At 75.3% G+C, this 25,918-nt stretch carries 25 protein-coding genes; 14 read left to right on the top strand and 11 right to left on the bottom strand.

Features of this window, described 5'->3' with window-relative positions; all coding sequences use genetic code 11:
- Together OSB71_RS14550 and OSB71_RS14545 are read left to right on the top strand one after the other, a co-directional pair.
- Positions 1-1,164, top strand: a complete 1,164-nt coding sequence (locus OSB71_RS14550; protein ID WP_265948313.1) for a cytochrome P450 — start codon at positions 1-3, stop codon at positions 1,162-1,164.
- Positions 1,161-2,072: an NAD-dependent epimerase/dehydratase family protein gene (locus OSB71_RS14545; RefSeq protein ID WP_265948311.1), complete on the top strand. Its 912-nt coding sequence runs from the start codon at positions 1,161-1,163 to the stop codon at positions 2,070-2,072. The genes OSB71_RS14550 and OSB71_RS14545 overlap by 4 nt, the downstream gene beginning before the upstream one ends.
- Before the next feature lie 545 nt (positions 2,073-2,617).
- Here OSB71_RS14545 and OSB71_RS14540 read toward each other — a convergent pair.
- Positions 2,618-3,526, bottom strand: a complete 909-nt coding sequence (locus tag OSB71_RS14540) for a hypothetical protein (RefSeq protein ID WP_265948309.1) — start codon at positions 3,524-3,526, stop codon at positions 2,618-2,620.
- Between the two features lie 802 nt (positions 3,527-4,328).
- Between OSB71_RS14540 and OSB71_RS14535 the strand changes: the two genes are divergently transcribed.
- The gene (locus tag OSB71_RS14535; RefSeq protein ID WP_265948354.1) at positions 4,329-5,405 is read left to right on the top strand and encodes a chitinase; all 1,077 of its coding nucleotides are present in this window, start codon (positions 4,329-4,331) and stop codon (positions 5,403-5,405) included.
- A 112-nt stretch (positions 5,406-5,517) separates the two neighbouring features.
- Here OSB71_RS14535 and OSB71_RS14530 read toward each other — a convergent pair whose 3' ends face one another.
- From OSB71_RS14530 to OSB71_RS14515, 4 genes are all read right to left on the bottom strand, one after another.
- Entirely contained in the window at positions 5,518-6,333 is an 816-nt protein-coding gene (locus tag OSB71_RS14530; RefSeq protein ID WP_265948308.1) for a hypothetical protein, read from the bottom strand.
- Positions 6,330-6,884: an RNA polymerase sigma factor gene (locus tag OSB71_RS14525; RefSeq protein ID WP_323055290.1), complete on the bottom strand. Its 555-nt coding sequence runs from the start codon at positions 6,882-6,884 to the stop codon at positions 6,330-6,332. The genes OSB71_RS14530 and OSB71_RS14525 overlap by 4 nt, the downstream gene beginning before the upstream one ends.
- Positions 6,881-7,036, bottom strand: a complete 156-nt coding sequence (locus tag OSB71_RS14520; protein WP_265948307.1) for a hypothetical protein — start codon at positions 7,034-7,036, stop codon at positions 6,881-6,883. The genes OSB71_RS14525 and OSB71_RS14520 overlap by 4 nt, the downstream gene beginning before the upstream one ends.
- A 470-nt stretch (positions 7,037-7,506) precedes the next feature.
- A complete protein-coding gene (locus OSB71_RS14515; RefSeq protein ID WP_265948305.1) occupies positions 7,507-7,956 on the bottom strand; it encodes a nitroreductase family deazaflavin-dependent oxidoreductase in 450 nt (149 codons plus the stop codon).
- Between the two features lie 123 nt (positions 7,957-8,079).
- Between OSB71_RS14515 and OSB71_RS14510 the strand changes: the two genes are divergently transcribed.
- The 3 genes from OSB71_RS14510 (at position 8,080) to OSB71_RS14500 (ending at position 9,836) form a co-directional block, all read left to right on the top strand.
- Positions 8,080-8,808, top strand: a complete 729-nt coding sequence (locus tag OSB71_RS14510) for a TetR/AcrR family transcriptional regulator (RefSeq protein ID WP_265948303.1) — start codon at positions 8,080-8,082, stop codon at positions 8,806-8,808.
- A 214-nt stretch (positions 8,809-9,022) separates the two neighbouring features.
- On the top strand, positions 9,023-9,691 hold the full coding sequence (locus tag OSB71_RS14505) for a helix-turn-helix domain-containing protein (protein WP_265948302.1): 669 nt from the start codon (positions 9,023-9,025) through the stop codon (positions 9,689-9,691).
- 4 nt (positions 9,692-9,695) lie between these two features.
- The gene (locus OSB71_RS14500; RefSeq protein WP_265948300.1) at positions 9,696-9,836 is read left to right on the top strand and encodes a DUF6126 family protein; all 141 of its coding nucleotides are present in this window, start codon (positions 9,696-9,698) and stop codon (positions 9,834-9,836) included.
- 527 nt (positions 9,837-10,363) lie between these two features.
- Here the strand turns inward: OSB71_RS14500 and OSB71_RS14495 are convergent.
- Genes OSB71_RS14495 through OSB71_RS14485 form a run of 3 tightly spaced genes read right to left on the bottom strand, consistent with a single transcriptional unit; the run spans position 10,364 to position 13,092 of the window.
- Positions 10,364-11,395, bottom strand: a complete 1,032-nt coding sequence (locus tag OSB71_RS14495) for an NAD(P)/FAD-dependent oxidoreductase (protein WP_265948299.1) — start codon at positions 11,393-11,395, stop codon at positions 10,364-10,366.
- Complete coding sequence (locus OSB71_RS14490) at positions 11,392-11,907, bottom strand: isoprenylcysteine carboxyl methyltransferase family protein (RefSeq protein WP_265948297.1); 516 nt, start codon at positions 11,905-11,907, stop codon at positions 11,392-11,394. The genes OSB71_RS14495 and OSB71_RS14490 overlap by 4 nt, the downstream gene beginning before the upstream one ends.
- 9 nt (positions 11,908-11,916) lie before the next feature.
- Complete coding sequence (locus OSB71_RS14485) at positions 11,917-13,092, bottom strand: type III polyketide synthase (RefSeq protein ID WP_265948296.1); 1,176 nt, start codon at positions 13,090-13,092, stop codon at positions 11,917-11,919.
- A 6-nt stretch (positions 13,093-13,098) separates the two neighbouring features.
- On the opposite strand from OSB71_RS14485, the gene OSB71_RS14480 reads away from it, so the two are divergent.
- The 3 genes from OSB71_RS14480 (at position 13,099) to tpg (ending at position 17,173) form a co-directional block, all read left to right on the top strand.
- Entirely contained in the window at positions 13,099-13,998 is a 900-nt protein-coding gene (locus OSB71_RS14480; protein ID WP_416237260.1) for a UbiA family prenyltransferase, read from the top strand.
- A gap of 322 nt (positions 13,999-14,320) precedes the next feature.
- Positions 14,321-16,606, top strand: a complete 2,286-nt coding sequence (gene tap / locus OSB71_RS14470) for a telomere-associated protein Tap (protein WP_265948293.1) — start codon at positions 14,321-14,323, stop codon at positions 16,604-16,606.
- Positions 16,607-16,615: 9 nt separating this feature from the next.
- Positions 16,616-17,173, top strand: coding sequence for a telomere-protecting terminal protein Tpg (tpg, locus tag OSB71_RS14465; protein ID WP_265948291.1), 558 nt, complete (start codon positions 16,616-16,618; stop codon positions 17,171-17,173).
- Positions 17,174-17,351: 178 nt separating this feature from the next.
- On the opposite strand, the gene OSB71_RS14460 is transcribed toward tpg, so the two are convergent.
- Positions 17,352-17,681, bottom strand: a complete 330-nt coding sequence (locus OSB71_RS14460) for a putative quinol monooxygenase (RefSeq protein WP_265948289.1) — start codon at positions 17,679-17,681, stop codon at positions 17,352-17,354.
- 59 nt (positions 17,682-17,740) lie between these two features.
- Here OSB71_RS14460 and OSB71_RS14455 point away from each other — a divergent pair, with 59 nt between their 5' ends.
- Positions 17,741-18,100, top strand: coding sequence for a MerR family transcriptional regulator (locus tag OSB71_RS14455; protein WP_265948288.1), 360 nt, complete (start codon positions 17,741-17,743; stop codon positions 18,098-18,100).
- Between the two features lie 527 nt (positions 18,101-18,627).
- Here the strand turns inward: OSB71_RS14455 and OSB71_RS14450 are convergent.
- Entirely contained in the window at positions 18,628-19,533 is a 906-nt protein-coding gene (locus tag OSB71_RS14450; protein ID WP_265948286.1) for an endonuclease/exonuclease/phosphatase family protein, read from the bottom strand.
- A gap of 678 nt (positions 19,534-20,211) precedes the next feature.
- On the opposite strand from OSB71_RS14450, the gene OSB71_RS14445 reads away from it, so the two are divergent.
- The 4 genes from OSB71_RS14445 (at position 20,212) to OSB71_RS14430 (ending at position 25,372) form a co-directional block, all read left to right on the top strand.
- Complete coding sequence (locus OSB71_RS14445) at positions 20,212-21,135, top strand: hypothetical protein (protein WP_265948284.1); 924 nt, start codon at positions 20,212-20,214, stop codon at positions 21,133-21,135.
- Between the two features lie 263 nt (positions 21,136-21,398).
- On the top strand, positions 21,399-22,634 hold the full coding sequence (locus OSB71_RS14440; protein ID WP_265948282.1) for a cation:proton antiporter domain-containing protein: 1,236 nt from the start codon (positions 21,399-21,401) through the stop codon (positions 22,632-22,634).
- A 528-nt stretch (positions 22,635-23,162) separates the two neighbouring features.
- The gene (locus OSB71_RS14435) at positions 23,163-24,383 is read left to right on the top strand and encodes an FUSC family protein (RefSeq protein ID WP_265948280.1); all 1,221 of its coding nucleotides are present in this window, start codon (positions 23,163-23,165) and stop codon (positions 24,381-24,383) included.
- 149 nt (positions 24,384-24,532) lie between these two features.
- Positions 24,533-25,372, top strand: coding sequence for an MBL fold metallo-hydrolase (locus tag OSB71_RS14430; RefSeq protein WP_265948278.1), 840 nt, complete (start codon positions 24,533-24,535; stop codon positions 25,370-25,372).
- Between the two features lie 4 nt (positions 25,373-25,376).
- Here OSB71_RS14430 and OSB71_RS14425 read toward each other — a convergent pair whose 3' ends face one another.
- Positions 25,377-25,886, bottom strand: a complete 510-nt coding sequence (locus tag OSB71_RS14425) for a metallophosphoesterase family protein (RefSeq protein ID WP_265948276.1) — start codon at positions 25,884-25,886, stop codon at positions 25,377-25,379.
- Positions 25,887-25,918: the final 32 nt, after the last annotated feature.

The following is a 25,918-nucleotide window of genomic DNA, read 5'->3' as shown; positions in this document are numbered from 1 at the left end:
GTGGCCCGGGTCACGCCGGCACGCGCCACGACGGCACGGGCCGCGACGGCCCGCGCCCGGCGCCGCGACCGGCGGGTGTACACCCGCTCCCACCCCGGGCTGTTCGCCCTTCTCGCCGCCACCCGTCACCGGGCGGTCACCCGCGTCGGCGGCGCGGTGCTGGTGCACGGCACCGCGCCGTACCGCCAGGCCCTCACCCGCGTCCCGCTGGACCGCGCCGCCGCCGGCACCACCGGCGGCGCCGCCCGGGGCCTGTCCACGGGCGGGGCGCTGTTCGATCAGGAGGGCACCGGTCACCGCGCCACCCGGCGCGCGGTCGCCGACGGCCTCGGCGCGGCCGGGGTGGAGCGGCTGCGCCCGGTGTGGCGCCGGGTCCTGGCCCGCCGCCTCGCCCCGCTCGCCGAGGGCCGCGACGTCGACCTCGTACCGCTGGCCCGCGAGCTGGCCGGGGCCACCGTCTGCGCGCTCCTGGACGCCGCGGGCGACCCGGAGGGCGTCGCCGAGGCGGCCGCCCAGGCAGCGGCCGCCGCCGTCCGCGACCACCTGCCCGGCCCCCGGCGGCCCGGCGCCGCTCAGGCGGCCGCCGCGGCGACGGCGCGGCTGGAGGCCCTGCTCGCCCCGGCCGGCGGGCCGGGCCCGGCGGCGGACGCGGCGCTGCGGGCCATGCTCGCGGTCGCCGCCGTCAACACCACCGCGGCCGCCCTCCCCCGCGCCGCCGCCTGGTGCGCCGACGCCCGGTTGTGGGGGGAGGCGGCCGACGACCGGCTGCGCCCGGCCCTGGTGGGCGAGCTGCTGCGGGTGATCGCCCCCTCGCCGCTGCTGCCCCGCGTGGCGGCGGCCGACGCCGACCTGGGCGGCTGCCCGGTACGGGCCGGGGACCGCCTGATCCTGGTGGCACGGCACGCCGCGCGGGCCCACGACGAGCCCCCGGACGCCCGTCATCCGGCGCCGGCCGCCGTGGCCGGGCTCGTCTTCGGCGCCGGTTCCCACGCCTGTCCCGGCGCGCGCCTTGCCCGCGCTCAGCTCGACGACACCCTGGCCGCGCTCGCCCCCCACCGCCCCACCGTCCGGCGCGCCCGCGTGGACCGGGGCGCGGCCCTGCCCGGCTGGCGCTCCCTCACCGTCCGGGCGGCCGACGACCGCCGAGCCCGAAAGAGCCGATGACCACGATCGCCGTCACCGGGGCGAGCGGCTTCTGCGGCTCCCACGTCGCCGCCACGGCCGCCGCGCGTGGCGCCGACGTCCTGTGCGTCGGACGACGTCCCGGCCCCGTCGGCCGGCACGTGCCCTGGGACGCCGCGCGCGAGGTGCCGGACCTGTCCGGCGCCGACCTCGTCGTGCACTGCGCGGCGGCCGTGGGCGACCCGGTGCCCGGCCGCCCGGCCGAGGCGGCCATGCACGCCGTCAACGTCGACGGCACGGCGCGGCTGCTGGAGGCGGCCGCCGGCCGTCCGGTGGTGTGGGTGAGCAGCGCCAGCGTCTACGCGCCCGGCCCCGGACGCACCCGGATCACCGAGGACCGTCCGGTGCGCGGGCACCTGAACGCCTACGGCCGCACCAAGGCCGCCGGTGAGAGGCTGGCGCTCGCCGCGGGTGCCGTGGTGCTGCGGCCGCGGGCGGTCTACGGCGCCGGGGACCCGCACCTGGTGCCCCGGCTGCTGTCCCGCGTCCGCCGCGGGCTGCTCATGCTGCCGGGGCCGAGCGTCCGGCTCAGCCTGACGGCCGTGGAGAACCTCACCGACGCCTGCCTCATGGCCGCCGGCTGGCCGCCGGGCGCGTACAACATCGCCGACCCGGCGCCCTACGAACGGGACGAGGCGGTGCGGACGGTCCTGCGGGCCCACGGCGTACGGGCGCGCCTGGGTCACATCCCGCTGCCGCTGGCCTGGGCCGTGGCGGGCGCCGCCCAGACGCTGGCCCGGCCGCGCCCGCTCGCGCAGCCGCGGCTCACCCGCTACGCCGTCGACCAGCTAGCGCACTCCGTGGTCCTGGACGTGTCCAGGGCCGAGGCCCAGGGGTGGGTGGCCGGTCGCACCCTCGAGGACTACGCGACTGCCCTGCTGAGCGGGTGAGCGGCGGTGACCCGGACGGCGGCCGGCGCTCCGGGGGGGCGTGGAGGAGGCCGGCTTCGCCGACGGCGCACGCCCGGAGTCCGCGCTGACGCAGGCGGTCCGCCAGCCGCCCCGGCTCCGGTGCGGCTGAGCGGTGCAGGTGGCCGGTGCGCGTCGAGGGCGCCAGTGGGGTGCTCACCGGTCCCCCGTCACGGCAGGGCACGCCGTAGGGGGCGCCGGCGCGAGCGGTGCCCGACGAAGCGGCGACTGACCCGACGGCACCGCGGCACGGCCTGCGCCGGACCGGCGGGCCGGTACGGCGTGCGTGGTCCCGCGGCGGAGACGGGCGGGCGTGACCGGGAGCCGGCCGGCGCGCACCCGCCGGGGCTGCGCGCCGGCCCCCACGGCCCGCGTCCGGGCCCGGGCGCCGGCCCTGCCCGGTGCCGGGCACGCCGCGCCGGGCCTCCACCGGGCGCTCGGCGGCACCTGGTCGTCGGCGTCGGGCCACAGCGCCGGTGTGCTCGTGCGCGCTACGGCCGTGCGCTGGGCACGTCCGGTGAAGGGAGTCAGAGGCCCATCAGCACGACGGCCAGAAGTGCGCCGGGAAACGCGATGCCTCCGACCGCGCCCGCGAACAGCGCCCCCAGGGCCATGGGCAGCACGGTGACGCTGAGGGCGACCAGCTCGCCAGGGGTCTTCGCGGGGTCACTGGACCCGGGCACGACGACGACGGTGAGACGTGGCGGGGGCGGCCCCTTGCCGAACGGGACGTGCACGTAGGTGCGGACCCGCCCCTCGGTGTCCGTGTACTCGTACGTGTGGTCGCCGGCGCCCCCGTCCGGGCCGGAGTGGGGGCCCCTGCCCACGTGCCGCGCCTCCATCCGCACGCCTCTGGTCACCGCGGCCGCGCTCGTCTTGACCGTGCTCACGAGAAGGGACAGCACGTCGGCGAAGCCCCACCAGCCCAGGAAGCCGAGCCAGGTCATGACGGCCAGCAGGAACTGGCCCAGCAGCACCAGCGCCAGGGAGTTGAGGACGAAGACGGCGGTCAGGGCGCGCAGCCCGAGCTGCTCCCGACTGTACGGGTGGACGACCGGGAGGTGGGCGCTGCGCGGCTCGAGGGTCACCGGTGGTACCGCGTGGGCGCGGCCGGAGGGGACGCGGCCCTTCGGTCGGGACACGCCGCTCAACTGCCGGGCCAGCGCGTCCGTGAAGGCCGCCCCGGAGCGGCGCGCGCACCGGACCTCGTAGGTGAGCGGCACGCCGTCACCGGTGCCCTCCGGAGCCCAGATCCGCAACCGCATCCGGGACGAGGCTTCGAACTCGGCGTCGATGTCCCCGACGGCCGCGTAGGGGATGCGTGCGACGGTGTCGGCCCGGGTCCACAGGATCTCGGTCGGTGCGAGCCGGAGGGTCGTGCCCCCGCCCCGCACGACCAGGGACGGCGGTCGCGGGGGCCGTGTCGTGGTGGTCATCGGCGGCTCCTCGGTCCGGTGCGCGCTGGGTACGGCTGGGTCCCCAACAGGCCGTATCCTGCCCGGCGTTGGACCGTGGGAGCAGGCCCGGGCGTGGCAGCGGCCGCGCCGCCGGCTTGCCGGAACACGGCAGCGCGGCCGCCCGCCGCCCCGGGCGGCCCGGCGGTTACGGGCTGCGCCGCTCCCGGACGCGGGGCTCCGGGTGGCGGGCCCCGTCCGCCCTGTTCCGGGTGCCGTGCCGTGCATGGCCGCGCCTGCGGTCCAGGGCCCGGCGCGCTGCGGCGCGACTCTCGCTACTTCGAACGGGTCGCGGGAGGGGCGCTGCGGCTCCCGCCCGCCGTGGGCCGAGGGAGCGGCGGCGGTCCTGCGGCCTCCCGTGGGCTTCGGGAAGAGGGCGAGGTGGGTCGGTCCCAGGGCCCGCCGGGCGCGATGAGCCGGGAGACGCCCGGCGCCCCCACCAGCGGTCTGACGAGCGCTGCGCACAGCGGTCTCACGTGGCCGACGGAGAGCCGGTGCGGGCGTCCTCGCGGGGCCGGGGATTTGGTCCAGACCTGTTGACCACAGGTGCGGACCTCCCTACCTTGTGCGTGAAGTTCCCGCTCAACGCCCCCACTCCCCGCCCGCCGCGCACCGCAGCTCCACCGGCACGCCGGTCCGTCGGCGCGCCCGCACCGCAGCTCCTTCCGGAAAGCGGCCGATCGCGCCCCCGCGCGGAGCTCCGCCGCCGCTTCCCGCACACGTCCCCACGGTGCCGGCCGGGTGACTCCCCCACTCACCCCGGAGGCAAGGAATGCTCGGAAACCTGGGCCGCCGTGCCCGGCTGCTCGGCGCCGCGGTGGCCGCCGCCTGCGTCGTCCCCCTGCTGACCGCCGCGTCGCCCGGCGCCGTCCCGCGCTCCGGCGTGGCCGCTCCCCCCGCCGCCGAGACCTGCGCGGTGCAGTCCAAGCCCGCCGGCAAGGTGCTCCAGGGCTACTGGGAGAACTGGGACGGCGCCGCCAACGGCGTCCACCCGCCGTTCGGCTGGACCCCGATCACCGACCCCCGCATCCGGCAGCACGGCTACAACGTCGTCAACGCCGCCTTCCCCGTGATCCGCTCCGACGGCACCGTGCTGTGGGAGGACGGCATGGACCGCACGGTGAAGGTGCCCACCCCCGCCGAGATGTGCGAGGCCAAGGAGAACGGCCTCACCATCCTGATGTCCATCGGCGGTGCGGCGGCCGGCATCGACCTCAGTTCGCGCGCCGTGGCCGACCGGTTCGTCGAGACCATCGTGCCGATCCTGCGGAAGTACAACTTCGACGGCATCGACATCGACATCGAGACCGGCCTGGTCGGCAGCGGCAACATCAACCAGCTCTCGCCCTCGCAGGCCAACCTCGTCCGCATCATCGACGGCGTGCTCGCGCAGATGCCGCCCGGCTTCGGCCTGACGATGGCCCCCGAGACGGCGTACGTCACCGGCGGCAGCGTCGTGTACGGCTCGATCTGGGGCGCGTACCTGCCCATCATCAAGAAGTACGCGGACAACGGTCGGCTGTGGTGGCTGAACATGCAGTACTACAACGGCAGCATGTACGGCTGCTCGGGCGACTCCTACGCGGCCGGCACCGTTCAGGGCTTCACGGCGCAGACCGACTGCCTCAACGACGGGCTGACCATCCAGGGCACCACCATCACCGTCCCCTACGCCAAGCAGGTGCCCGGCCTGCCCGCGCAGCCCGGGGCCGGCGGCGGCTACATGTCCACCGGCCTGGTCTCACAGGCGTGGAATCACTACCGCGGCGGTCTCAAGGGGCTGATGACCTGGTCCCTGAACTGGGACGGCTCCAGGGACTGGACCTTCGGCGACAACGTCCGCCGGCTCCAGGGCCGCTGACCGGCTCCGAGTCCTTCCTGCGGGGGCGCCCGGCGGGCGCCCCCGCACTCCTGCGGCGCGTACGGCGGGCGGGGCGGTGCGGGCTGGTGCGTCGTCCTGCCGGAGCCAGGGGTCAGGCGGGCAGGCTGCGGGAGTCGGCCTCGTCCCTGGCGGCCAGGGCGCCCGGCGCGGGCTTGCGCTCGGGCAGCGGTTCGGTCGGGGGCGACCTGCGGGGCTGGGCGCCGTGGACGAAGGCGAGCAGGGCTTCGATGCGGTCGGCGAAGTCGGCGTCGGGCAGGGGCAGTTCGATGTCGTCGTCGACGTAGCCGACGGCGGCGGGCACGTAGTCCAGGACGGCCCTGACGATCTGCGGAAAGGTTCGCTCGCCGCGGAGTGCGCGCAGGACGCGCAGGGCGGTGGCGCGTTCGAGTTCGGTGGTCTCCTCGTTCCTCGGCGGGAGGGTGAGGTCGGCCTGGTGGTACCACCAGCGGGCTTCGAGGTCTTCGCCGTGGGCCTGGTGGTGGAGGTAGAGGCAGTAGGCGGCGGGCTGGTCTCCGGCACCGGCGGCGTACTGCCACCAGAAGCGGGCGCTGTCTTCGGCGCCGGCCAGGTGCAGGACGCTGCCGAGGACGGCCGCGCCGTCCGGCTCGGGCAGGAAGCAGGCGAGGAAGTCGTGGAGGCAGTTCAGGGCCGCGGGTCGGGTGACGACGACCTCGCACAGCGTCCTCAGGTCGGCGGCGTACTGCTGCCGGCTGCGGCCGGACGGCCGGGCCCGGCGGGGTGCGGGGGCGGGTGGCTCGGTGGCGGTGGCGAGGAGACCCGCTGGGGCCAGGCGCGCGGCGACGCGGAGGGCCAGGCGCTCCTCGGCGGCGTCGAGGTCCGCTTCGGTGTAGGGGCCGGTGGGTTCCAGCGCAGCCTTGGACAGCAGGCGTTCCACGTGGGACGTCATGGGGTCTGTCCCTCCTTCTCACGGGTGAGCACGGCCTTCAGGCGGCGTAGGGCGTTGCGTTCGGTGGAACGGACGGTGGCGCGGGCGATGCCCAGGTACTCGGCGATCTCGGCGACGTCATAACGCTCGTAGTAGCGGAGGATGATCACGTCGTGCTGGCGCTCGGGAAGGGAGGCGACGGCTTCGGCCAGGGCCAGGCTCTCCTCCAGCTCCCCGATCGGGTCGACGGCGCTGCGCAGGGCGACGGTTTCGAACGCGAGGTTGTCGTAGAGGACGGGGCGGTCGTTGCCACGGGCCGTGATGCGGTCCTTGGTGCGGTTGCGCATGATGGCCCAGGCGTAGGCGGCGGGGTTGTCCATCGCCAGCACCCGGTGCCAGGACAGGGCGATCTGCTCGAAGGCGAGGTCGACGACCTCTTCGGCGTCCGCCCGGTTGTTCAGTTCGCGCTCGGCCCAGCGCACGTAGGCGGGGCGGCGCTGGCGGTGGAAGGCGAGCAGGTCCAGCGGGAGCGTGGTCATCGGCGGCGCCTCGTGCGGCTGTTCTTCGGTCACCGCCCCTCCCCGTTCCGCTCACGGTGCAACTGGGTGACCCCGGCCCGTACTCCGGCCGCGGCGGCGCGGCGCAGCAGCGCTATCGCGTCGCGGCCGAAGACACGCAGCAGGATGACGGCCAGCGCCAGGTCTCTCGCGAGTTCGTGGTTCACGACCCTTCGGGTCCTTCCTCGGGTGGTTGAGCGAGGCCCCCCTTGCCCCGGGAGAGCACTGGTGTGCGTCTCTGCCCTCCATGGCGTGCAGGAGGGCCGTTTCGTGCATCTGCGGGTTCGAAAAACTACCGGTCTCGAGCAATTCGTTACTTCGCATAGTCCACCCGCATATGAGGCTCCGTGGCTGCCGACCAACCGGTGGCGTGGACGGCCCACCAGCCGGCGGCGGGCCCGCACGCACGCGCCGCGCGGGCCGTGGCGCAAGGCCCGCGGTGCCCCACGCGCCGGCGACCGACGCCACCTGTCGCGCGGTCAGGGATGCGCGCGGGTACGGCGTGCGGTGGCGCGGCCGGCGCGGCGCCACGCCCTCGACGGCCCCCGGCTCAAGGCCCCGAAGGCCGTGGGGTGCCGGCCGCCGTGCGGCGAGCTTCGCAGCCCTGCGCAGCACGGTCCGTTGGGCCCTCGGTGGGTCACGGGCGGAGGGTGATGCGGAAGACGGGGTGGTTGGCGGCGATGGCTCGCAGCGCGTCGTCGGTCGCGTCGGGGCCGACGCCGCCGAAGAAGGCGCCGACCTCGGCCTTCCAGCGCCTGAGGTAAGCGCGCAGCAGCTCGGGCTTCTCCTCGTCCGGCACCTCGACGGCGGTGAAGCGCTCGGTCTGCCCGCCCAGGCGCAGTTCGCCGCCGCCCGCGGCGCGCATGTTGTGCGTCCACTGGACGTGCCCGCGGGGTGCGACCAGGTACCGCTGCCCGCCCACCGTGAGCGGGTTGACCGGGGTGGTGCGCCAGGTACCGGTCTTCCGCCCGCGCACGGCCAGGACCCGCGAACCCCACACGCTGATGCCCCGGCGGGTGAGCCAGGCGACCGAGGGGTTGAGCAGGCGCACGGTGATCCGGCCGGGCTTGATGACGTGGGCGGGCATGGCGGGACCTCCGTGATGTGAACAGTGCTCTCGTTTCAGAGCAGCGTTGCATCGATACCCACTCCACGCAAGAGCAGCGCTCTCGTTCTTGGTCGCCGCTCTGTTCACTGGCAGACTGGGTCCATGACGGTGGTCAGGGGAGCCAGGGAGCGCGCGCGGGACGAAGTGACGGCGGCCATCAAGGACGAGGCCCGGCGCCGACTCGCCGCCGAGGGCGCCGCCCGGCTCTCGCTGCGCGCCGTCGCCCGGGAGCTGGGCATGGTCTCATCAGCCCTGTACCGGTACTTCCCGAGCCGGGACGAGCTGCTGACCGCGCTGATCATCGACGCGTACGACGCCGTGGGTGAGGCCGCCGAGCGCGCGCTGGCCGAGCGCGCGGGCGCACCCCCCGTGGTCCGGTGGACGGCCGTCTGCCGCGCCGTCCGCGGTTGGGCGCTCGCCCACCCGCACGAGTACGCCCTCATCCACGGCTCCCCGGTGCCCGGCTACTCGGCGCCCCGTGCCACCGTGGGGCCCGCCTCCCGGGTCGGCCTCGCCCTCATCGCGGTGGTCGTCGACGCCCACGCGTCCGGGCTGCTCCGCACGTCCGACGCCCCCGCGCCGCGGGCCGTACTGCGCGACGCGGAACGGCTGCGCGAGCGGCTCGACGTACGGCTGCCCGCGCCCGTCCTGGCGGCTGCCGTGGCCGCCTGGGCCCAGCTCTTCGGGCTGGTCGGCTTCGAGGTGTTCGGCCAGTTCGAGCAAGTGATCGACGCCCGTGACGCGTTCTTCGACCACGCCGCCGCCCGGCTGGCCCACGCCGCGGGACTGACCGACCACCACCACACCGCGGCCGACGGCGCCGGGCAGTGAGCACCACGCACACCGCCGCGGAAAGCCCCACGCGGTACGGTCGGTGACCGCGGGGCCGCGGCGGCGACCGGACTCGAGCGGGGCACCGCGCGGGCCCGGACTGACCACGGGTGAGGGGCAGAGGCCGCTGCCCGGCACCGGGGAGCCACTGCGGCGCTTTTACCCGTGAGGCACATTATTTGCCCGCGGGGCACAGCCGTGGCTGAATGAAGGCATGGGCCGAGCACTCCCCGATACGAGCGTGGACCTGACCGGGGTCCCGCCGCGCCTGCGTGACCTGCGCAGGCGCGGCGGCCTCACCCTGGAGGCGGCCGCCAGGAGGCTGGAACTGTCCCCCGCGCACCTGTCCCGCCTGGAGACCGGACAGCGGCAGCCGTCGCTGCCCTTGCTGCTGGCCCTGGCCCGCACCTACGGCACCACGGTCTCCGACCTGCTGGGCGAGACACCGCCCGAGCGGGACCAGGTGATCCGGTCGGGGCAGGCGGCCGTCGAGGCGGGTGGCTGGACCTACCGGCAGGCCGGCGGGTCGCGCCGGGCCCTGCAGGCGCTGCGCGTGCACGTCCCTCCGAACGCCCAGAGCGACCTGGTCCGCGCCCACGCGGGCGAGGAGTGGCTGTACGTCCTCACCGGCCGCCTCCGCCTCGCCCTGGGGGGCGACGAGCACGTCCTCGACCCGGGCGACGCGGCCCACTACGACAGCCTCACCCCCCACCGCATCACCGCCGCCTCCGCACACGGCGCCGACCTGCTCTTCGTCCACACCCTGCTGCGCTCCCCCACCGGCGACCTGTGCCTGGACGGCACGGACGACCCGGCCCGGCGAGGCGCTCCGCGGCACGGCGCCAACCTCCCGCACGCCCCGCACCCCCCGGAAGGAAGGTGACCCCATGCTGCGTGGGAGAACCGGCGACGAGCGCGGCGACGGCCGCTTCCCCCGCGGACTGGCCCTGCGCCTGTTCGCCTACGTGGTGGCGGGCCACCTTTTCGCCTTCTTCCTCTACCTGCTGTTCGAACTCGGAGCCCAGTGAGGTTTTCTCAGTGGAATGATCTCCGTGAAGCGGGCTGATCGGTCCGTGCCCGGAGGGGCGGGGCCGTGCGGCCCCGGCTTCGAGCAGACGTAGAGCCCCTGGTAGGACAGGTCTCACCACAAGATCATGAGCCAAGAGCGGAGTGGACGGACCTGCCCCTGCGTCGCGGCCGGAGTCCTGTGGGATGCCGCCTGCGATGCGGCGTTCCCTGCCGGGCTGCGAAGGCGGCCGGCGGTGGCGGTGATGCTCGCCACCGTCTCCGCCGGCGACGGCGGTCACACCACCGCTCTCTGGGCTGTACGGACCGTCCACAGCGTCCGGCAAGGACCTCGCGGTCGGTGTCATCGACACGTTCGTCCCTGCCGAGGCCCCCGAAGCTGTCCCGGACCGCTTCCTGGACTCGGCCCGCTCGACCAGCTCTGCGCGCGGGTCGCGATGTTCCTCGGCGCGGAGAAGGTCTTCGGCACGGACTCCGGAAATGGGCCGGCAACCGAGCGGGCCATGGCCCTTCCGGCACGGGCAGGGTCTCATGCCAGGGCGTTCACGGCGGCAGCGAAAAGGAGCGGCAGGCGTTCGGCCGTGGGCACGATGCGCGGCGCGAGCGCGGGCTTCTGCCGGGCCCGCACCAGAAGCTCTGTCAGAAGCCGGTGGCGGCGAGTAGCGCGCTTCCAGTCGGTCTCGTAGCGGCCCGGTGTACCGCTGCGCACGTTACCGACCAGGGCTTGGGCGCCGGTGAGGGCCAGGGAGATGCCTTCGCCGGTCAGCGCGTCGATATATCCGGCAGCGTCGCCGACGAACAGGACCCGCCCATGGCATCGGGCGCGTGCTTGCTGGCGGAGCGGCCCCGCGCCTCGCACCGCGGTGACGGCCGCTTCCGCAGGGAGGCGGGCCGCCAGCTCGGGGAAGCGCTGCAGATGGGTGGCGAAGGGGGCCCGTTGGCCGGTCAGCAGGGCGATGCCGACGAGTTCGGGGCCGAGCGGGGTGACGTACGCCTCCCCGTGCGGTCCCCAGTGCACCTCGACGTAGGCCGACCACGGGGGCACGGCGTAGTGACGGCGCAGCCCGTATCGGGGTGTCCCACGGGATTCGGCTCGCAGGCCGAGACAGCGGCGCACCGGTGAGTGCAGGCCGTCCGCGGCCACCAGCCACCGGGCGCGCAGACCCGTGCCGGGGATGGTCACACCGGTGGTGTCCTGCCGTACTTCCTCCACCCGCAGGGGCACTACGGGCACTCCCGCCTCCGACACCGCGTGCTGCAGGACACTGTGCAGGTGGGTTCGGCGCGCACCGAGGCCGGGGCCGTGCCGGAACGCCGCCTGGACCCGGCGGGGGCCTTGGACGTAGCGGATGCCGGTGAGGGGGTGCCCGGCGACCTGCAGGCCGAGGGTGGCGAGGTGGCGGACGGCGCCGGGCATCAGGCCCTCACCGCACGCCTTGTCGACCGGAGCCTGGCGCGGCTCGGCCACGACGGTGTCCAGACCGGCGCGCGCCGCGTGCAGGGCGGTCACGAGGCCGGCGGGACCGCCTCCGACGATCAGCAGGTCGTGGCCGCCGTTCATGCGCGCACCGCCTGGGTGAGGGCCGTGTTCTCGCAGCGGACACGGACCGTGAGCAAGACCGCGTTGGCGATGGTGAACACCGCTGCGGTCAGCCACGCGGAGTGCACCAGCGGCAGTGCGGCCATCTCCACCACGACGGCGACGTAGTTGGGATGGCGCAGGAAGCGGTACGGACCGGCGCCTACCAGGCGCGCTCCGGGAACGACGATGACCCGGGTGTTCCAGTACGGCCCGAGCGTGGTGATGCACCACCAGCGCAGCACCTGCGCCAGTACGGCCAGCGCCAGCATGGGCCACCCCAAGGCGGGCAGAAACGTCCGGTGGGCGAGCACGGGCTCCAGAAGGCAGCAAGCCAGCAGGGCCGTGTGCAGGGCGACCATGACCGGGTAATGACCGCGGCCGTGCTCCAGACCGGCGCGGGTCAGGGTCCAGGCCGCGTTGCGCCGGGCGATGACCAGCTCGACGACCCGTTCGGCGGCGACGGCGAGGACGAGAAGCGTGTACCAGAGCATGGAGACCACTCACCAGCGCAGCAGGACGAGCTCGGAACAGAACCCCGGGCCCATCGCCATCAGCAGCCCCCAGGTACCTGGCTCGGGCCGAGGGGACTCCCGGATGTTCTGCAGGATGTGCAGGACGGAGACGGACGACATGTTCCCCACCGTCGCGAGCGAGCGCCGCGCGGTGTCCAGGGCCTCGGCGGGCAGGCCGAGGGCCTCGGTCACGGCGGAGAGCACCTTGGGGCCTCCCGGATGGCACACCCAGGACCCGATGTCGTCGGTGGTGAGGCCGTGCTCGGCCAGGAAGGCACGCAGGTGCCGGCCGAAGTGGTCACGCACGATGCCCGGGATACCGGCACCGATCACGACACGGAACCCACCGGCAGTGATGTCCCATCCCAGGAGCTGTCCCGTCCCCGGATACAGGCGGCTGCGCGTGGCAACCACCGAGGGACCGGCGGCACCCGGGCTGACGCCGCCGCCGCCGCTGTTGTCGGCGTGGCCGCGTGCGACGAGCGCTGCCGCGCCGTCACCGAACAGGGCACCGGCGACGAGGTTGGCGTGGGAGTCGTCGCGCTGCTGGAGGGTCAGTGAGCACAGCTCGACGGTGAGGAGCACCGCCGTGTCGCCGGGGTGCCCGCGCAGGTAGTCGTGCAGTCGGGCGAGGCCGGCGGCGCCCGCCACGCAGCCCAGGCCGAACACCGGGAGCCTTTTGACGTCCGGCCGCAGTCCCACGCGCCCGGCCAGACGGGCATCGAGCGACGGGGCGGCGATGCCGGTGATGGATGCGCATACCAGCAGGTCGACATCGGCCGGCTCGAGCCCCGCCTCCTGCAGCGCACCGACCAGAGCTTCCTCGCCCAGATCGAGGCCCGCCGTCACCCACGCGTCGTTGCTCTGCCCGAAGTCGCCGAGACCGGCGTACCGCTCGATCGGCAGGGCGAGATGACGGGTGCGCACATCGGCGGACGCGTGCAGGCGGCGCAACAACGCTCGGTCGGCCCCCGGGGCCAGGCACAGGTCGCCGATCGGCTCGGTGAGGTCCTCCTGGGCGTAACGGTGCGCCGGCAGTGCGGTGCGGACGGCCGCGATCGTGGTGGCCGTGGCGGGCACGGTCGTCCGGCGCGGCGCGGCGGACGGGGGCGGAGACAGGGAGAGCGCGGGCGGGGCGTCATCGGCGATCACAGGGACACGCATGCCGTCATGCCTTCCTCGCCACGAATGCCCGATTACCGTGCATACGTGGCTCTCCACCCGTCTGGCGTTCCCTCCCGCACGACACACCGTGTCCCGGCGCTGCTGCGCTCCTGCCACCCGGAGCCGGCGCTTGCGGTGACGGTGTTCGCCACGGCGCTGGCTGTGGCGGCGGGCCGTGGACCGGCGGGCTCGGCGGCGGTGGCCGCGGCCGTGCTGGCCGGCCAGCTCTCGGTGGGCTGGTGCAACGACGCGGTCGACGTACACCGCGACACGGTCTGCGGACGCCGCGATAAGCCAGCGGCGACCGGTGACCTCCCGCCCCGGACGCTGGCCGTCGCGGCCTGGGCGGCCCTGGGGCTGTGCGTGCCGCTGTCGCTGTTGAGCGGGGCCGTCGCGGGAGCGGCACACCTGGGAGGCATCGCGGCGGGCTGGGCGTACAACCTTCGGTTGAAGCACACCGTGTTCTCCCCCATGCCCTATGCCGTGGGCTTCGGCTCGCTGCCGGCCTTCGTCACCCTCGGTCTGCCCTCGCAGTCCTGGCCGCCCTGGTGGGCCGTGGCAGCGGGCGCTCTCCTGGGCGTGGGCGCGCACCTGGTGAACGTCCTTCCGGACATCGAGGACGATCTCGCCACCGGCGTGCGCGGACTGCCGCAGCAACTGGGTCGGGCGGCCTGCCGGCGGCTGGCCCCGCTCGTGATGCTGGCGGCCATCGGCGTCCTCGTCGCGGGGCCGCCCGGGCCGGTCGGGACGACGGGCTGGACGCTGACGGTGGCGGCCGGGGCCGTCGCCGTTTCGGGGACGGCTTCGCCCACGGAGGCCCGGAGCCGGTGGCCGTTCCGGGCGGCCATCGTGGTGGCGGGCACGGCCGTGACACAGATCCTGCTGCGAGGGCCGGACATGGCCTGACCCAGACCGCGGAGGTGCGGCACGTCTCCAGCTCCACCGCCCCAGACGGCACCCCGCTCTGGGTCTCCGACGTCGAGCCCGGCAGCGTCCCCGACATCACTGCCGCCCGCATCCACGCTCTACCCGCGCTGCACAAGGCAGCGGCCGACGGCCTGCCGAGCCTGGCCGAGTGGGCAGCGCTGACGCCGCGTCGCCCGCGGGGTGACACCGCGCGGGCCGGGCCCTGGAAGGCTGGGTTGCGCTTCTCGCACGCCGTTCGTACGGCATATGTACGGTGCCGGTACGGTCGGCCGGGTAAGGTGGCGGTCCGGGAGGTGCCTTGGTGTCCGAGTTGTTCGACGCGGTCGACGCGCTGGTCGCGTCCCGCTCTGCGCTGCCGCCGCCGGAGGAGCGCAAGCGGCTGCGGCAGGCGCACGGGTTGACGCTGGAGGAGGTGGCCGCCGCGCTGAAGGTGCGCCGGGCCACGGTGTCCGGCTGGGAGTCGGCCAGGAAGCCGACCGAGCCGCGCGGTCCGGAACGCGAGGCGTACGCCCGGCTGCTGGACAAGCTCGCCACGCTCTACCCCGCACCCGCGCCCGCCCCGGCGCAGGAGCCGCCCGCCCCGGCCGGTGCGCCCGCCCCGTCCACCGGCACCACCGCCCCGGCGGCGGCGCCCGCCCCGTCCGCCGGCACGGCCGCACCGGCCCGGCAAGCCGGGCCTGCGGCCTGCGAGCACGTGTCGGACGCCGGGACCGGCGCCGCTCCCGAGGACGCCCGGGCTCCTGCCTCCGCTGCCGCGCAGCGCGGGCCGCGTTCGGCGCGTGGTTCCGGGCCGGCGTCGACGTCGCGGCGGCCGGGTGCGCGGAGGGCGGCACCGGTCGGCGCACCGGCGGGCGGCGCCGATCCGCGGTTCGAGAACGGGCCGCTGGCGGTCCTCGACGTCGAGGACGGGCAGGTGCTGGCGTACTGCACCGGTGGCCTGGTTCTGGACGTGCCCGCCAGGTCGCTCCCGGCCCTGGTCGACTGGGCGCTCGGGGAGGCCGGGCTGGGGCAGCCGAAGCTGTCCGGCCCGGGCAAGGACGCCGATCCGTTGCTCGTGCTCACCGAGGCCGCGCTGGAGCGCTACGGCCTCCCGGTCGCGCTCAGCGACGAGGAGCGCCTGGCCGGCCGGCTGCCGGAGAAGCACAAGGTCGTCAGGCAGCTCGCGCGCGCCGACTGGAAGCTGACCAAGCGCGGGCTGGGACCGTGGGCACGGATCTACCGCCCCGCCCGGGGCGCGGAGCGCTCCTGCGTCCAGCTCTGCGTCCCGTCCTGGCACGCGCTCGATCCCCGGCACTGGGGCGAGGCCGCACGGCTTCCGCCGGCGGAACTCGCCCGGGTGCTGGGCGTGTACGCGTCCCGGGTGATGACACCGCGCGGTTCGACGGCCGTCACCGGCCTGGAGCTGATGACCGCGCTGCGCCCGCCGACCCGGGCCTCCGAGCCCGACGCCGACGGCAGGCGGCACCCCCAGCACAACCCCGGCTCGCTGGGCAAGGACCCGGTCGACTGCGCGCCGTGCGAGGCTCCCGACGGGCATCCGCTGCTGGCGGACCTGCCGCGCTTCCACGTCCGCGGCCCGGCGGAGAAGCTGTTCGAGGAGGCGTACGACTGGGCACGTCCGCTCACCGACGCCGAGTGCCTGCACCGCCACCTCGTGGGCATCGACGTGAACATGGCCTTCGCCGCCGGAGCCAACGGCCTGGTCGTCGGTCTCGGCGCGCCCACGCACGTCAAGGCGCCGGTGTTCGACGCGAAGCTGCCCGGCGCGTGGCTGGTGGACCTCTCCCACGTCGACCTCTCCCGGGTGAAGGTCGGCAAGGAGTGGGCGGAGCTGGACGGCGCACTGCTGCCGAGTCCGTTCACGCCGAAGGGCGAGCGCCCGCAGGGGCCGGCCTGGTACGCGACGCCGACCGTCGCCTACGCGGTGGAGCTCGGGTACGACGTCGCGCCGATCGAGGCGTACGTCCGCCACGAGTCCGGCCGCTACCTGGACGGCTGGTACCACCGCCTGCGCGACGCCTACCTCGCCACGATGGCCGACCTCGGCGTCGACGCCGACCTGGCGCCGGCCGACTTCCTCGCCGCGATGGACGGCCACGCGAGCCGCGACCCGGAGCTCGCGATCGTCGTCTCGGCGATCAAGGCGACCGTGAAGGGCGGCCTGGGCAAGCTGCGCGAGCGACCACGGGGCGAGGGCTGGCGGCCCGGCCGGCCGTGGCGCGCCCTGTCCCGGCCCACCTGGCGGCCGGACATCCGCGCGGCGGTCATCTCCCGCACGCGGACCAACCTGCACCGCAAGATCGTCAAGCACGCGGCCTTCACCGGGCAGTACCCGGTCGCGGTGCTGTCCGACTGCGTCGTGTACGCCACGGACGGGACGTCGCCGCTGGACTTCCTGCCCCACCGGGACGGCAAGCCGCTGCCGGGCGGCTTCCGGCTCGGGGTCAACCCGGGCCTGGTGAAGTGGGAGGGCACCCAGACCGTCCTGTGGGGTGAGGAGGTCCGCGAGCGGTTCGACGCGCCCGAGCTCAACCTCGCCCGGTACATCAAGGACGGCACCGTCACCGGTGTCGACAACGGGGAGTAGGGACAGGCGATGAACAGGTTCGGGGACGGTCTGGACGCCGCGGTGCAGCGGGCGTTCACCCGCCCGGCGCCCAAGAGCGCGGGCGCGCAGATGCGGTACCTGGTCAGGCGGATGAAGGGCACCAGGGCGGTCGCCCAGCTCCTGCGCGTCTCCCAGCGCACCGTCGAGCGGTACGTGAGGGGGCAGTTCAAGAAGCCGCGCCCGGACCTCGCCGCGCGCCTGGAGCGCGAGGTGAACAAGCGCTGGCAGCCGCAGATCCGCGCCAGAGCCCGCCAGAGGGCGGCGACGACCGGCGGCATCGTCGTCGACACCCGCGCCCGCCTGGGCTACACCGCGCCGATCGGCTCGACCGACGACAGCCGGCTCCGCCACCTGACCGTGGCGTTGCCGCCGCGGTACGCCGCCCGCCTCTTCGACGCCCAGCAGTCCGGCGCCAGCGACCAGCAGCTCCAGCGGATCACGGCCGAGGCGCTGAAGGAGGTCTACTTCCAGGACAGCGGTCGCCGCGCCGGCAGCCTGGAAGAAGTGCACATCACCGACATCGAGCACCTCGACTTCGATTTGTAGGGGCCGCCCGGCGGGCCAGCGGTCCGCCGGGGCGCCGAGCCGGAGCGCGGTGGCTGTCACAACAGCAGGCTGGTGGTCACCAAGCTCGACGGCGTGTCACCCGGGCACCTCGGAAGCGTGGGGGCCGAGTCCCGCTCCGCGCGCGGTTCGCCGCACGGCTCCTGTCGCGGGCGTCCCCTCAGGCGGGAGCCGGTGCGGAGTCGGGGTACGGGCTGAGCATGGTGTCGAAGTAGCCTTCCGGGGCTTCCTCCAGGAAAGTCGACAGGTTGTCCAGGAAGGCGCGCAGCGGGGGCGTCGCGTTGTGCCGGTCCAGGTCTTCCTGGGAGCGCCAGACTTCGTACAGGAAGAAGCGGCCGTCCTCGTGCTCGTGTAGGTGGTACTGCAGGTTGCCGGGCTCCTGCCGGGTGGGTTCCACGAAGGAGGAGAGGGTGCGCCGGACCTCGTCCGCGCGCTCCGGCCTGGGCCGCAGGAAACCGTAGAGGGCGATGGGGCGCTCTGTGTTCGTCATGGCCACCACGCTAAGATCTCACACCAATGTGAGGTTCAAGGAGTTGTGAGGAGCACCACATGAAGATCGGCGAGCTCGCCGCCGCGACGGACACCTCAGTCCGGCTGCTGCGCTACTACGAGGAACAAGGCCTCCTGGAGTCCTACCGCCTCGACAGCGGCCACCGCCGCTACGACGACATGGCCCCAGCCGTGGTCCGCCGCATCCGCGCGCTGCTGGACGCCGGCCTGCCGACGCGGGTCATCCGCGACCTGCTGCCGTGCGTTCGCCAGGACGGCACGGTCGCCGCATGCAAGCTGGAGACCCTGCAAGAGCACCTCCGAGGTCTGGACGACCGGATCTGCGCACTGTCGGAAACCCGCACCTCCCTGGCCGCACTGATCTCCGCCACCCAGGCCCGCGAACCGGCACTCGGGTAAGGCCGCCACCGCGCGTCCGCGGTGACGTCGGTCCCCTCGCCGCGACAACGCGGAGGCGCGGACGGTCTCTGGGCCGCCGTCCCGGCCAAGGCACTTCGGTCTGCGGGTAAGCCGTCCCCCGGTCCCCTGCAAACCGCAGGCCCGATTCCGCGAAGGCCGACACAGCCCGTCCGTGCGCGGCACCACCTCGCGTTCCCACGTCGACTGCCGGCCCCACGAGGTCGGCGCCTTGCTCCCCGCACCCGGAACGCGACGGGGCAGGCGGAAGCCGCCGGGCGGATCAGACGGCCGGCGGGCACCGGAGCCGGTGACGGCTGCCGTGCTCTCGGCGCCGCTGGTGCCAGGTGGCGTGCCGGCCCGGTGCCCACCACGGTGTGTCGCCGCGCCGAGGCCGCGGGTCGGTGGTGGCCGATGACGACGGCTACCGTGCCTGGGCACCCGCGCGCGGGCCGGGGTGCGACGGTCGCCGCCCGGGTGGGTGGGGCGGCGTCGGGCCGGGCGGGCGCGGCGGCAGCGCGGTCGTGCCGTCAGCCCGGTGTGATCCGGGCGATGACCGGCAGGTGGTCGCTGCCGGTGGGCGGCAGGGTGCGGATCTGGGCGACGGTGGCCGAGCGGGCCATGACCTGGTCGATCCGGACGACGGGGAAGGCGGTGGGGAAGCTGAGGGCGAAGCCCCGCTCCGCCGTGTTCAGCCGCGAGGTCAGGGGGGCCAGGCCGCGGTCGTCGACCGTGCCGTTGAGGTCCCCGAGCAGGAGGGCCGTCTCCACCTCCTCCCCGGCGATGGCCCGACCCAGCAGGTCGGCGCTCTCGTCCCGCCACGCGGAGGCGAGGCCGCTCGCTCGGAGGCGGACCGAGGGCAGGTGCGCGACGTATGCGGCGATCTCGCCGCGCGGCGTGTGGACCACGGCCCGCATCCCGCGGCGCCAGGACTTATCGGCGTGCCGGGGTTTGATGTCCACCGGCCGGGCTCCGGTCAGCGGGTGCTTCGACCAGAGTCCGACCGTGCCCCGGACGGCGTGGTACGGGTAGTGCGGAGCCAGCGTCCGCTCGTAGACCGGGAGCGCCGTGGGCACCAGTTCCTGGAGTGCGACGAGGTCGGGGTCGGCGTCGGCCAGGGCGCGGGCCGTGCCCGCCGGGTCGGGGTTCTCGTCGCTGACGTTGTGCTGGACGACGATCAGGTCGTGGGCGCCGGGGGCCGACCCGGGCAGGAGCAGTCCGCCGAAGAGGTGCGTCCAGGCCGCCGCCGGCAGCAGCAGGGCCACCAGCGCGGTCGCCGAGCGGCGCAGCAGGGCCACCGCGAGCAACACCACGACGACCACGCCGAGCCACGGGAGGAACGCTTCCAGCACACTGCCCAGGCGGCCTGGGGAGTTGGGCACCGCTCGGTGGAAGGCCAGGAGCCCGGCGGTCAGCACCGCGAGCGCGGCGGGCACCCGGCCCCGCGTCCAGGCCGTCCGGCCCCGTGGGGCCCGCTTCGCGTCCCCCGCCGTCCACGGCCCGGGACGGCGGGGCGTCCACCGGAACACTGCCGCCTTCCCCCCTCGCCCTGGCTTGCCGTCTGCTCGGCCTTCACTGCCCCAGACGAGTCACCAGGCCGGTCAGTTCCGCCTACCCGGCTCCCGCCGGCACCGCGGCAGCGGGCCGGTCGGGTGCGCGGCGGCGGTCGGCTCCGTCATGGCGGCACGGCCTGTCCTCCGTGTCGGCCCGGTCGGGCGCGGGGTCGTGCGGCGCCGGCCCTCGGTGACCCGCGCCTTCGCCCCCAGGCGGACGCCGACGCCGACCGGCGGGTCGGGGTCCTCGGCCTCGGCGCGGAGGTCGTGGCCGAGCCCACCGCGTCCCGCAGCGAGTGGCTGCACGCACGCTCCCTCGTCGTGTCGCGGCGCGACGTGGGCCTGGGCCGCGGCACCGGTGCCGGCGCCTTCGCCCTGCTCGCCCGCTGTCCCGCAGCGCACGTCCGTGCTGGGCCGCGTCGCGTGCCCGAACCGGCCGTGCGCGGGCCCGTCGGGCGGTCCGGCAGGGCGTCCGGTGAGGACTGTGTCGGTTGCCGGAATCGGGGTGCCGGAATCGGGGGGAGCGGAACCGCGACCGGGCCGGGTGGCGTGGTGGTGGGGGTGACGCGGGAGAAGGAGCGGGGGCGCGTACTCGCACACCTGTCGGCTGTGTGGCTGGTCGGCTGCGTCCTGACCGGCGTGCAGTTCTCGGCGGTGTCCGCCGCCCTCTTCTCCGGTGGGGCGGCGCCGTTCGTCGCCGCCGTGGTCGGCGTGGTCCTGCTGGCGGTGGCCGCGCTCGCGGGGCTCGGCCGGGCCGTCCGCACGCTCGTGCCGCTCACGCGCCGGGCGCGCGGGGCGTGGGCGTGGGCGGCGTGCGTCTACACGCTCGGCACGGCCGGTGCCTTCGCGGCCGCAGTCGTCAGCCTCACGATCGACCGCTGGCAGATCGGCGTGCTGTTCTACCCGGCCGGGGGCGCCTGCTACGCGCTCGCGGCCGCGCTCTTCCTCCCCGGCACCCGGGTCCGGCTGGCCGCCCTCGGGGCGGCGACCGCCCTCGCCGCCGGTGGGGCGTACGCCGCGTGGGCGGCCACGCAGCCTCCCACGCTGAGCGAGTGGCTCTCCGCCAACGGCGTGGACCGTGCCATGCTGCGGGTCGGTGAGCCGCCGCCGGGTTACACCCTGCACGTCCTGGGCGCGAGCGAGGACGGATTCGGCGCCGAGTACGAGCGCTCGCCGTCCGCACGGCTGCACCTCGGCGTGCGCCGCGCGGGGTACGACACCCGGCGCGTCGACGCGCACGGCTGCCCGGCCCCCCTCGGTGAGCCGATCCACTGCACGGACGACGGTGCGGGCCGCCAGCTCGTGACCTACCACGGCGCCTACGAGCGCCACGAACTGCGCCTGCGTCACGGCGGCCTCGTCTACACCGTGACGGTCGACGGCCCGCACGCCGACCTGCCCGCGGCCCGGCACCTCCTGTCCACCCTCAGACCGGCCACCGACGCCGAACTCGCCGGCCTGACGGAGCTGCCGACGCGGCGGTGAACGGGCGCCCCGCGCACCGCCCTTCGGCACGCGGTGCCGCCACACGCCGCCCGCGCGCCGCTCCACGTGGCCGTACACCGGACCCGTCCGAGCCGGCACCCGGGCGAGCGCGTCGGCCGGGTGGGGGCCGACACGGCGCCGTTCGCGCGGTGGCGTGGTGGTTTCGCTGGGGACGAGAACGTCGTCTGGCGGGGGTGGGCCATCGGGGGTACCTGGTGGGCGCGGAGGCGTGAGAGGGAGCGGCGCGGGGCAGCCGCACGGGCATGCTCGACGAACTCCTCACGATCGCCGCGGGTCTGGCGCTGGTGGTGGCGGTGCTCTCCTCGCAGGTGCAGCGGGGGCCGGTGAGCGGGCCCCTGCTGGCTCTGCTGGTGGGGGTGTGCGTGGGTCCCGAGGTGCTGGGCATCGTGGATGTGCCCACCGTGATGACGGAGCACAGCCCGCTGCACGAGGCGACCCGCGTGCTGCTGGCGGTCTCGGTGATGGCGGTGGCGCTGCGGTATCCCTTCCGGGTCGCGCGGTCGCGGATCCGGCCGGTGGTGGTGCTGCTGGTGGTGGCGATGCTGGGGATGGCGCTGGTGACCACCGCGCTCTCCGCGGCCGTCCTGGGCGTCGGCCTGGGAGCGGCGGCGCTGCTGGGTGCGGCCCTGTGCCCGACGGACCCGGTGCTCGCGTCCAGCGTGGTGACCGGGGAACCGGCCGAGCGGCAGATCACCGGGCGGACGCGGCAACTGCTGTCCTTGGAGTCGGGCGCCAACGACGGTCTGGCCCTGCCCCTGGTGCTGGCCGCGGTGGCCATCGCCGGGACCACCCACGGCGGGGCGGCGCTGGCGGAGTCGCTGTGGCAGGTGCTGGGGGCGGTCGTCTTCGGAGTGGTGGCCGGCGCGCTGGCCGGGGCGGCGCTGCGCACGGCGGAGAAGCAGCGCACCATCCAGTCCGGCCCGCTGCTGGTGTACACGCTGCTGCTGGCGCTGTTCGTGCTCGGCGCGGCGGGGCTGATGCGGATGGACGGGGTCCTGGCGGTCTTCGTCGCCGGGCTGGCGTTCAACGCGACCAGCACGGTCAGCGAACGAGCGGCGGAGAACGACAACGACGAAGCGGTCAACCGCTTCATCGTCCTGCCGCTGTTCACCGTCTTCGGAGCGATGCTTCCGTGGCGGGAGTGGAGCGAAATCGGGTACGGGAAGCTGGCACTGCTGGCGGTGGGGGTGCTGCTGCTCCGCCGCCTGCCGATCGTGCTCGCCCTGAAGAAGCCGCTGTCACTGGCCTGGCGGGACGCGCTGTTCCTCGGCTGGTTCGGCCCCATCGGTGTCTCCGCGCTGTTCTACCTGACGATGGAGGCCCACCGCCTGGGCACCCATCACTCCGTGCTGGCCGTGGGCTGCCTGGTGGTCGCCGTCAGCACCGTCGTGCACGGCATGACCACCACTCCCGCGCTCACCCTCTACCGCAAGAACGAGGAGCGCGAGAGCGGGGGGCGCCCGCGCGAGGCGGGGTGAGGCACGCCCGGCTGCCGGGCCGGCGGACCGCCGGCCGGAGGACGGGCGCCGTCCCGCACCGGCTCCTCGCCGCTCCGGACGGACGGCTGTGGGGGCGGTGCGGCCCGACGGGAACGGCCGGCGCCCGCAGCCGGGCGCGGTGGAGCCGGTCAACGAGAGGGTGGCGGGGCTCGGGCGGTTCCCGGTGGCCTCGGCGGAGGGGCGGGGGCGCGCCCCGGCGGCGAGGTCGCGGGGCGGGGCGTCCGCGCCGGGTCGCGGCGGGCGACGCTCTGGCCGGAGCACCGCGGAGGGGGCCGGGCCGCCGGGCCCCTCGACGCCCCGGCCGCCGCGTGGGACGGGCGGGGGCCGACGCCTGCCCTGCGGAGCTTCCCGCCGGTGCCGCCGCCTCTCCCAGGCGCGGGGGCGCGGGTGGCGCGGCGTCGGGTGCGGCCGGACGGGTGGCATACGGGTGGCGCCTGGCCCGGGGTGGGGTCTGGGTGCGCCCGGAGCGGGAACAGGCTGAGTGTGTCGCAGGTAGTGCCCGAACCCATGGTGAAGCTCGTCCAGCGCCGGCATGAGCCGGTGGTGGTGCAGACGGTGCGGTCGGCCACCGCGGCCACGCTGGCCTACGTCGCCGCGCTGTGGCTGCTGGGCGACAGCCCGCCGCCGCTGCTCGCGCCGCTGACCGCGCTGCTGGTGGTGCAGGTGACGCTGTACGCGACGCTGACCAGCGGGGTGCGGCGGGTGAACGCGGTGGTGGCGGGGGTGCTGATCGCGGTGGGGTTCAGCGCCCTGGTGGGGCTGAGCTGGTGGAGCCTGGGACTGCTGATCATCTCGGCGCTCGTACTGGGCCACGTGGTGCGGGTCAACGAGTTCGTGCCCGAGGTGGCGATCTCGGCGATGCTGGTCCTGGGGGTGTCGCACGCGACGGACTTGGCGCTGTCGCGGGTGCTGGAGACGGTGATCGGCGCGACGGTGGGGTTGCTGTTCAACACGGTCTTCCTGCCGCCGGTGTGGGTGGAGTCGGCCGGGGAGGCGATCGAGGAGCTGGCGGGGCGCATGCGGGCGCTGTTGCTGGACCTGGCCGACGAGATCGGGGGGCACACCACGGTGGAGCGCGCGGCGGCCCGGTTGCACCAGGCGCGCCGGCTGGATCACGACGTCGTCCAGGTGGACGCGTCGCTGATCCGCGCGGAGGAGAGCGTGCGGCTCAACCCGCGGGTCAAGGAGGGGCTGCTGTCGCGGATCGTGCTGCGCACGGGGCTGGACACGCTGGAGATCTGCGCCGTGGTGCTGCGGGTGACGGCGCGCAGCCTGACCGATCTGGCCAAGGAGCGCACCGACGAGCCCCTCTTCCCGCCCGCGGTCGCGTCGGCGCTGCGGGAGCTGTTCTTGCACATGGCCGGGGCGGTGGACAGCTACGCGGTGCTGATCACGACGCAGATCAGCACCAGCGCCGAGGAGGCCGAGACGTTCCTGGTGACGGAGCTGTCGGCGGCGCGGACGAGCCGGGAGCACGTGGCGGAGCTGCTGCTGGCCACGGTCCGGGAGCATCCGCGGCAGTGGCAACTGCACGGCGCGCTGCTGGCCGAGGTCGACCGGGTGCTGGACGAGCTGGACGTGGAGAAGCGGTCGATGCGGCTGGCCGAGGAGCTGGACCGCTACTCGACGGAGCGGCGGGACCGGTATCCGCGCTGGGACCGCTTGCAGCGGCGGGCGCGGCGGTTGCGCGACCGGGCCGCCGGAGCGCTGCGGCGCGCCGGGCGCTGAGCGGCGCGGCGGGCGGGGCCAGGCGGCGGCGCGGGACGAGGCGGCGCGGAGCGCGAGGCTCCGGGCGCGGGGGTAGCGGAGCGGGCGCGGGGTACTCCGGCCGGGGGCGCCGAGCGGCGACCCGGGCGTCCAGGAAGCGAGGTGTCGACATGCCTGTACCGAGCGAGCCCCCGGCCGAGGGCCGGGCGCAGATCTTCTTCGTGGGCAACGCGACGCTGCTGATCCGGTACGGGCCGCTGACGCTGCTGACGGACCCCAACTTCCTGCACCGCGGGGAGCGGGCCTATCTGGGGAAGGGCCTGTTCTCGCCGCGTCTGGTGGAACCGGCGGTGGGGGTGTCGGAGGTGGCGGGGGCGGACGCGGTGGTGCTCTCGCACCTGCACGGCGACCACTTCGACCGGCGGGCGCGGCGCGGGCTGCCGCGCCGGGTGCCGGTGGTCACCACGCCGCACGCGGCGCGGCGGCTGCGGGGCCGGCACGGCTTCCCGCGCGCGGTGGGGCTGCGGACGTGGCAGGCGCGGACGCTGGTGAAGGACGGGACGGCCGTACGGGTGACCTCGCTGCCGGGCCGCCACGCGGGGAACCGGCTGCTGCGGGCGGCGCTGCCCCCGGTGATGGGCAGCGTGCTGGAGTTCGGGCCGGCGGGTGGGCGGCCGCGCGTGCGGGTCTGCCTGTCGGGCGACACGCTGGTGTTCGACGGGCTGCGGGAGGTGGCGCGGCGGTTTCCCGCCCTGGACGTGGGGGCGGTGCACCTGGGAGGCACGGAGCTGGCGGGGCGGTGGACGGTGACGATGGACGGCGAGCAGGGCGCGCGCTGGGTGGATGTGGTGGCGCCGCGGAAGGTGCTGCCGGTGCACTACGAGGAGTACCGGGTGATGCGCTCGCCGCTGGCGGACTTCCTGGCCGCGACCCGGGCCCACGGCACCGCCGGGCGGGTGCTGCGCTGCCGCCGCGGGGAGTACGTGGAGGTGGGCGGGGACGGGGGGTGACCGCTCAGCGTGGACGGCGCGGGGGCAGGCGGTGGAGGGTGACGTCGGTGAGGCGGGCGTCGGCGACGCGCGCGGTGAGGTAGGTGCAGTACGGCTGGCGGCGCCGGTCGGTGGGTGAGCCGGGGTTGAGCAGACGCGGACCGCCGGGCGCGTGGGTGTCCCACGGGATGTGGCTGTGGCCGAAGACGAGGACGTCGGTGTCGGGGAAGCGTGCGGCACAGCGCTGCTCGCGCCCGCGGGCGGGTCCGGTCTCGTGGACGACGGCCAGGCGCAGCCCGGCCAGCTCGGCGCGGGCCACTTCGGGCAGGCGCGAGCGCAGCTCGGGGCCGTCGTTGTTGCCGTACACCGCGATCAGCCGGCGGGCGCGGGCGTGGAGGAGGTCGAGGGTGGCGGTGTCGACCCAGTCGCCGGCGTGCACGACCACGTCGGCCTCCTCGACCCGGGCGAGCAGCTCGTCGGGCAGCCGACGGGCGCGGCGGGGGACGTGGGTGTCGGAGGTCAGCAGGAGCAGCACCCGCACCACGGTAGCGGGGCCGCCGGCGCGGC

The sequence above is a fragment of the Streptomyces marinisediminis genome, assembly GCF_026262575.1.
In the GTDB taxonomy this organism is placed as follows: domain Bacteria; phylum Actinomycetota; class Actinomycetes; order Streptomycetales; family Streptomycetaceae; genus Streptomyces; species Streptomyces marinisediminis.
This window is presented reverse-complemented; position numbering and strand designations above follow the sequence as displayed.

What these genes read in the sequence shown, in the direction of transcription:
- OSB71_RS14545 (WP_265948311.1), top strand. Translation starts at nt 1,161, where the DNA reads ATGACCACGATCGCCGTCACCGGGGCGAGCGGCTTCTGCGGCTCCCAC.
- OSB71_RS14540 (WP_265948309.1), bottom strand. Translation starts at nt 3,526, where the DNA reads ATGACCACCACGACACGGCCCCCGCGACCGCCGTCCCTGGTCGTGCGG.
- OSB71_RS14530 (WP_265948308.1), bottom strand. Translation starts at nt 6,333, where the DNA reads ATGACGTCCCACGTGGAACGCCTGCTGTCCAAGGCTGCGCTGGAACCC.
- OSB71_RS14515 (WP_265948305.1), bottom strand. Translation starts at nt 7,956, where the DNA reads ATGCCCGCCCACGTCATCAAGCCCGGCCGGATCACCGTGCGCCTGCTC.
- OSB71_RS14510 (WP_265948303.1), top strand. Translation starts at nt 8,080, where the DNA reads ATGACGGTGGTCAGGGGAGCCAGGGAGCGCGCGCGGGACGAAGTGACG.
- OSB71_RS14505 (WP_265948302.1), top strand. Translation starts at nt 9,023, where the DNA reads ATGGGCCGAGCACTCCCCGATACGAGCGTGGACCTGACCGGGGTCCCG.
- OSB71_RS14500 (WP_265948300.1), top strand. Translation starts at nt 9,696, where the DNA reads ATGCTGCGTGGGAGAACCGGCGACGAGCGCGGCGACGGCCGCTTCCCC.
- OSB71_RS14495 (WP_265948299.1), bottom strand. Translation starts at nt 11,395, where the DNA reads ATGAACGGCGGCCACGACCTGCTGATCGTCGGAGGCGGTCCCGCCGGC.
- OSB71_RS14490 (WP_265948297.1), bottom strand. Translation starts at nt 11,907, where the DNA reads ATGCTCTGGTACACGCTTCTCGTCCTCGCCGTCGCCGCCGAACGGGTC.
- OSB71_RS14485 (WP_265948296.1), bottom strand. Translation starts at nt 13,092, where the DNA reads ATGCGTGTCCCTGTGATCGCCGATGACGCCCCGCCCGCGCTCTCCCTG.
- OSB71_RS14480 (WP_416237260.1), top strand. Translation starts at nt 13,099, where the DNA reads ATGCCTTCCTCGCCACGAATGCCCGATTACCGTGCATACGTGGCTCTC.
- tpg (WP_265948291.1), top strand. Translation starts at nt 16,616, where the DNA reads ATGAACAGGTTCGGGGACGGTCTGGACGCCGCGGTGCAGCGGGCGTTC.
- OSB71_RS14460 (WP_265948289.1), bottom strand. Translation starts at nt 17,681, where the DNA reads ATGACGAACACAGAGCGCCCCATCGCCCTCTACGGTTTCCTGCGGCCC.
- OSB71_RS14455 (WP_265948288.1), top strand. Translation starts at nt 17,741, where the DNA reads ATGAAGATCGGCGAGCTCGCCGCCGCGACGGACACCTCAGTCCGGCTG.
- OSB71_RS14440 (WP_265948282.1), top strand. Translation starts at nt 21,399, where the DNA reads ATGCTCGACGAACTCCTCACGATCGCCGCGGGTCTGGCGCTGGTGGTG.
- OSB71_RS14435 (WP_265948280.1), top strand. Translation starts at nt 23,163, where the DNA reads ATGGTGAAGCTCGTCCAGCGCCGGCATGAGCCGGTGGTGGTGCAGACG.
- OSB71_RS14430 (WP_265948278.1), top strand. Translation starts at nt 24,533, where the DNA reads ATGCCTGTACCGAGCGAGCCCCCGGCCGAGGGCCGGGCGCAGATCTTC.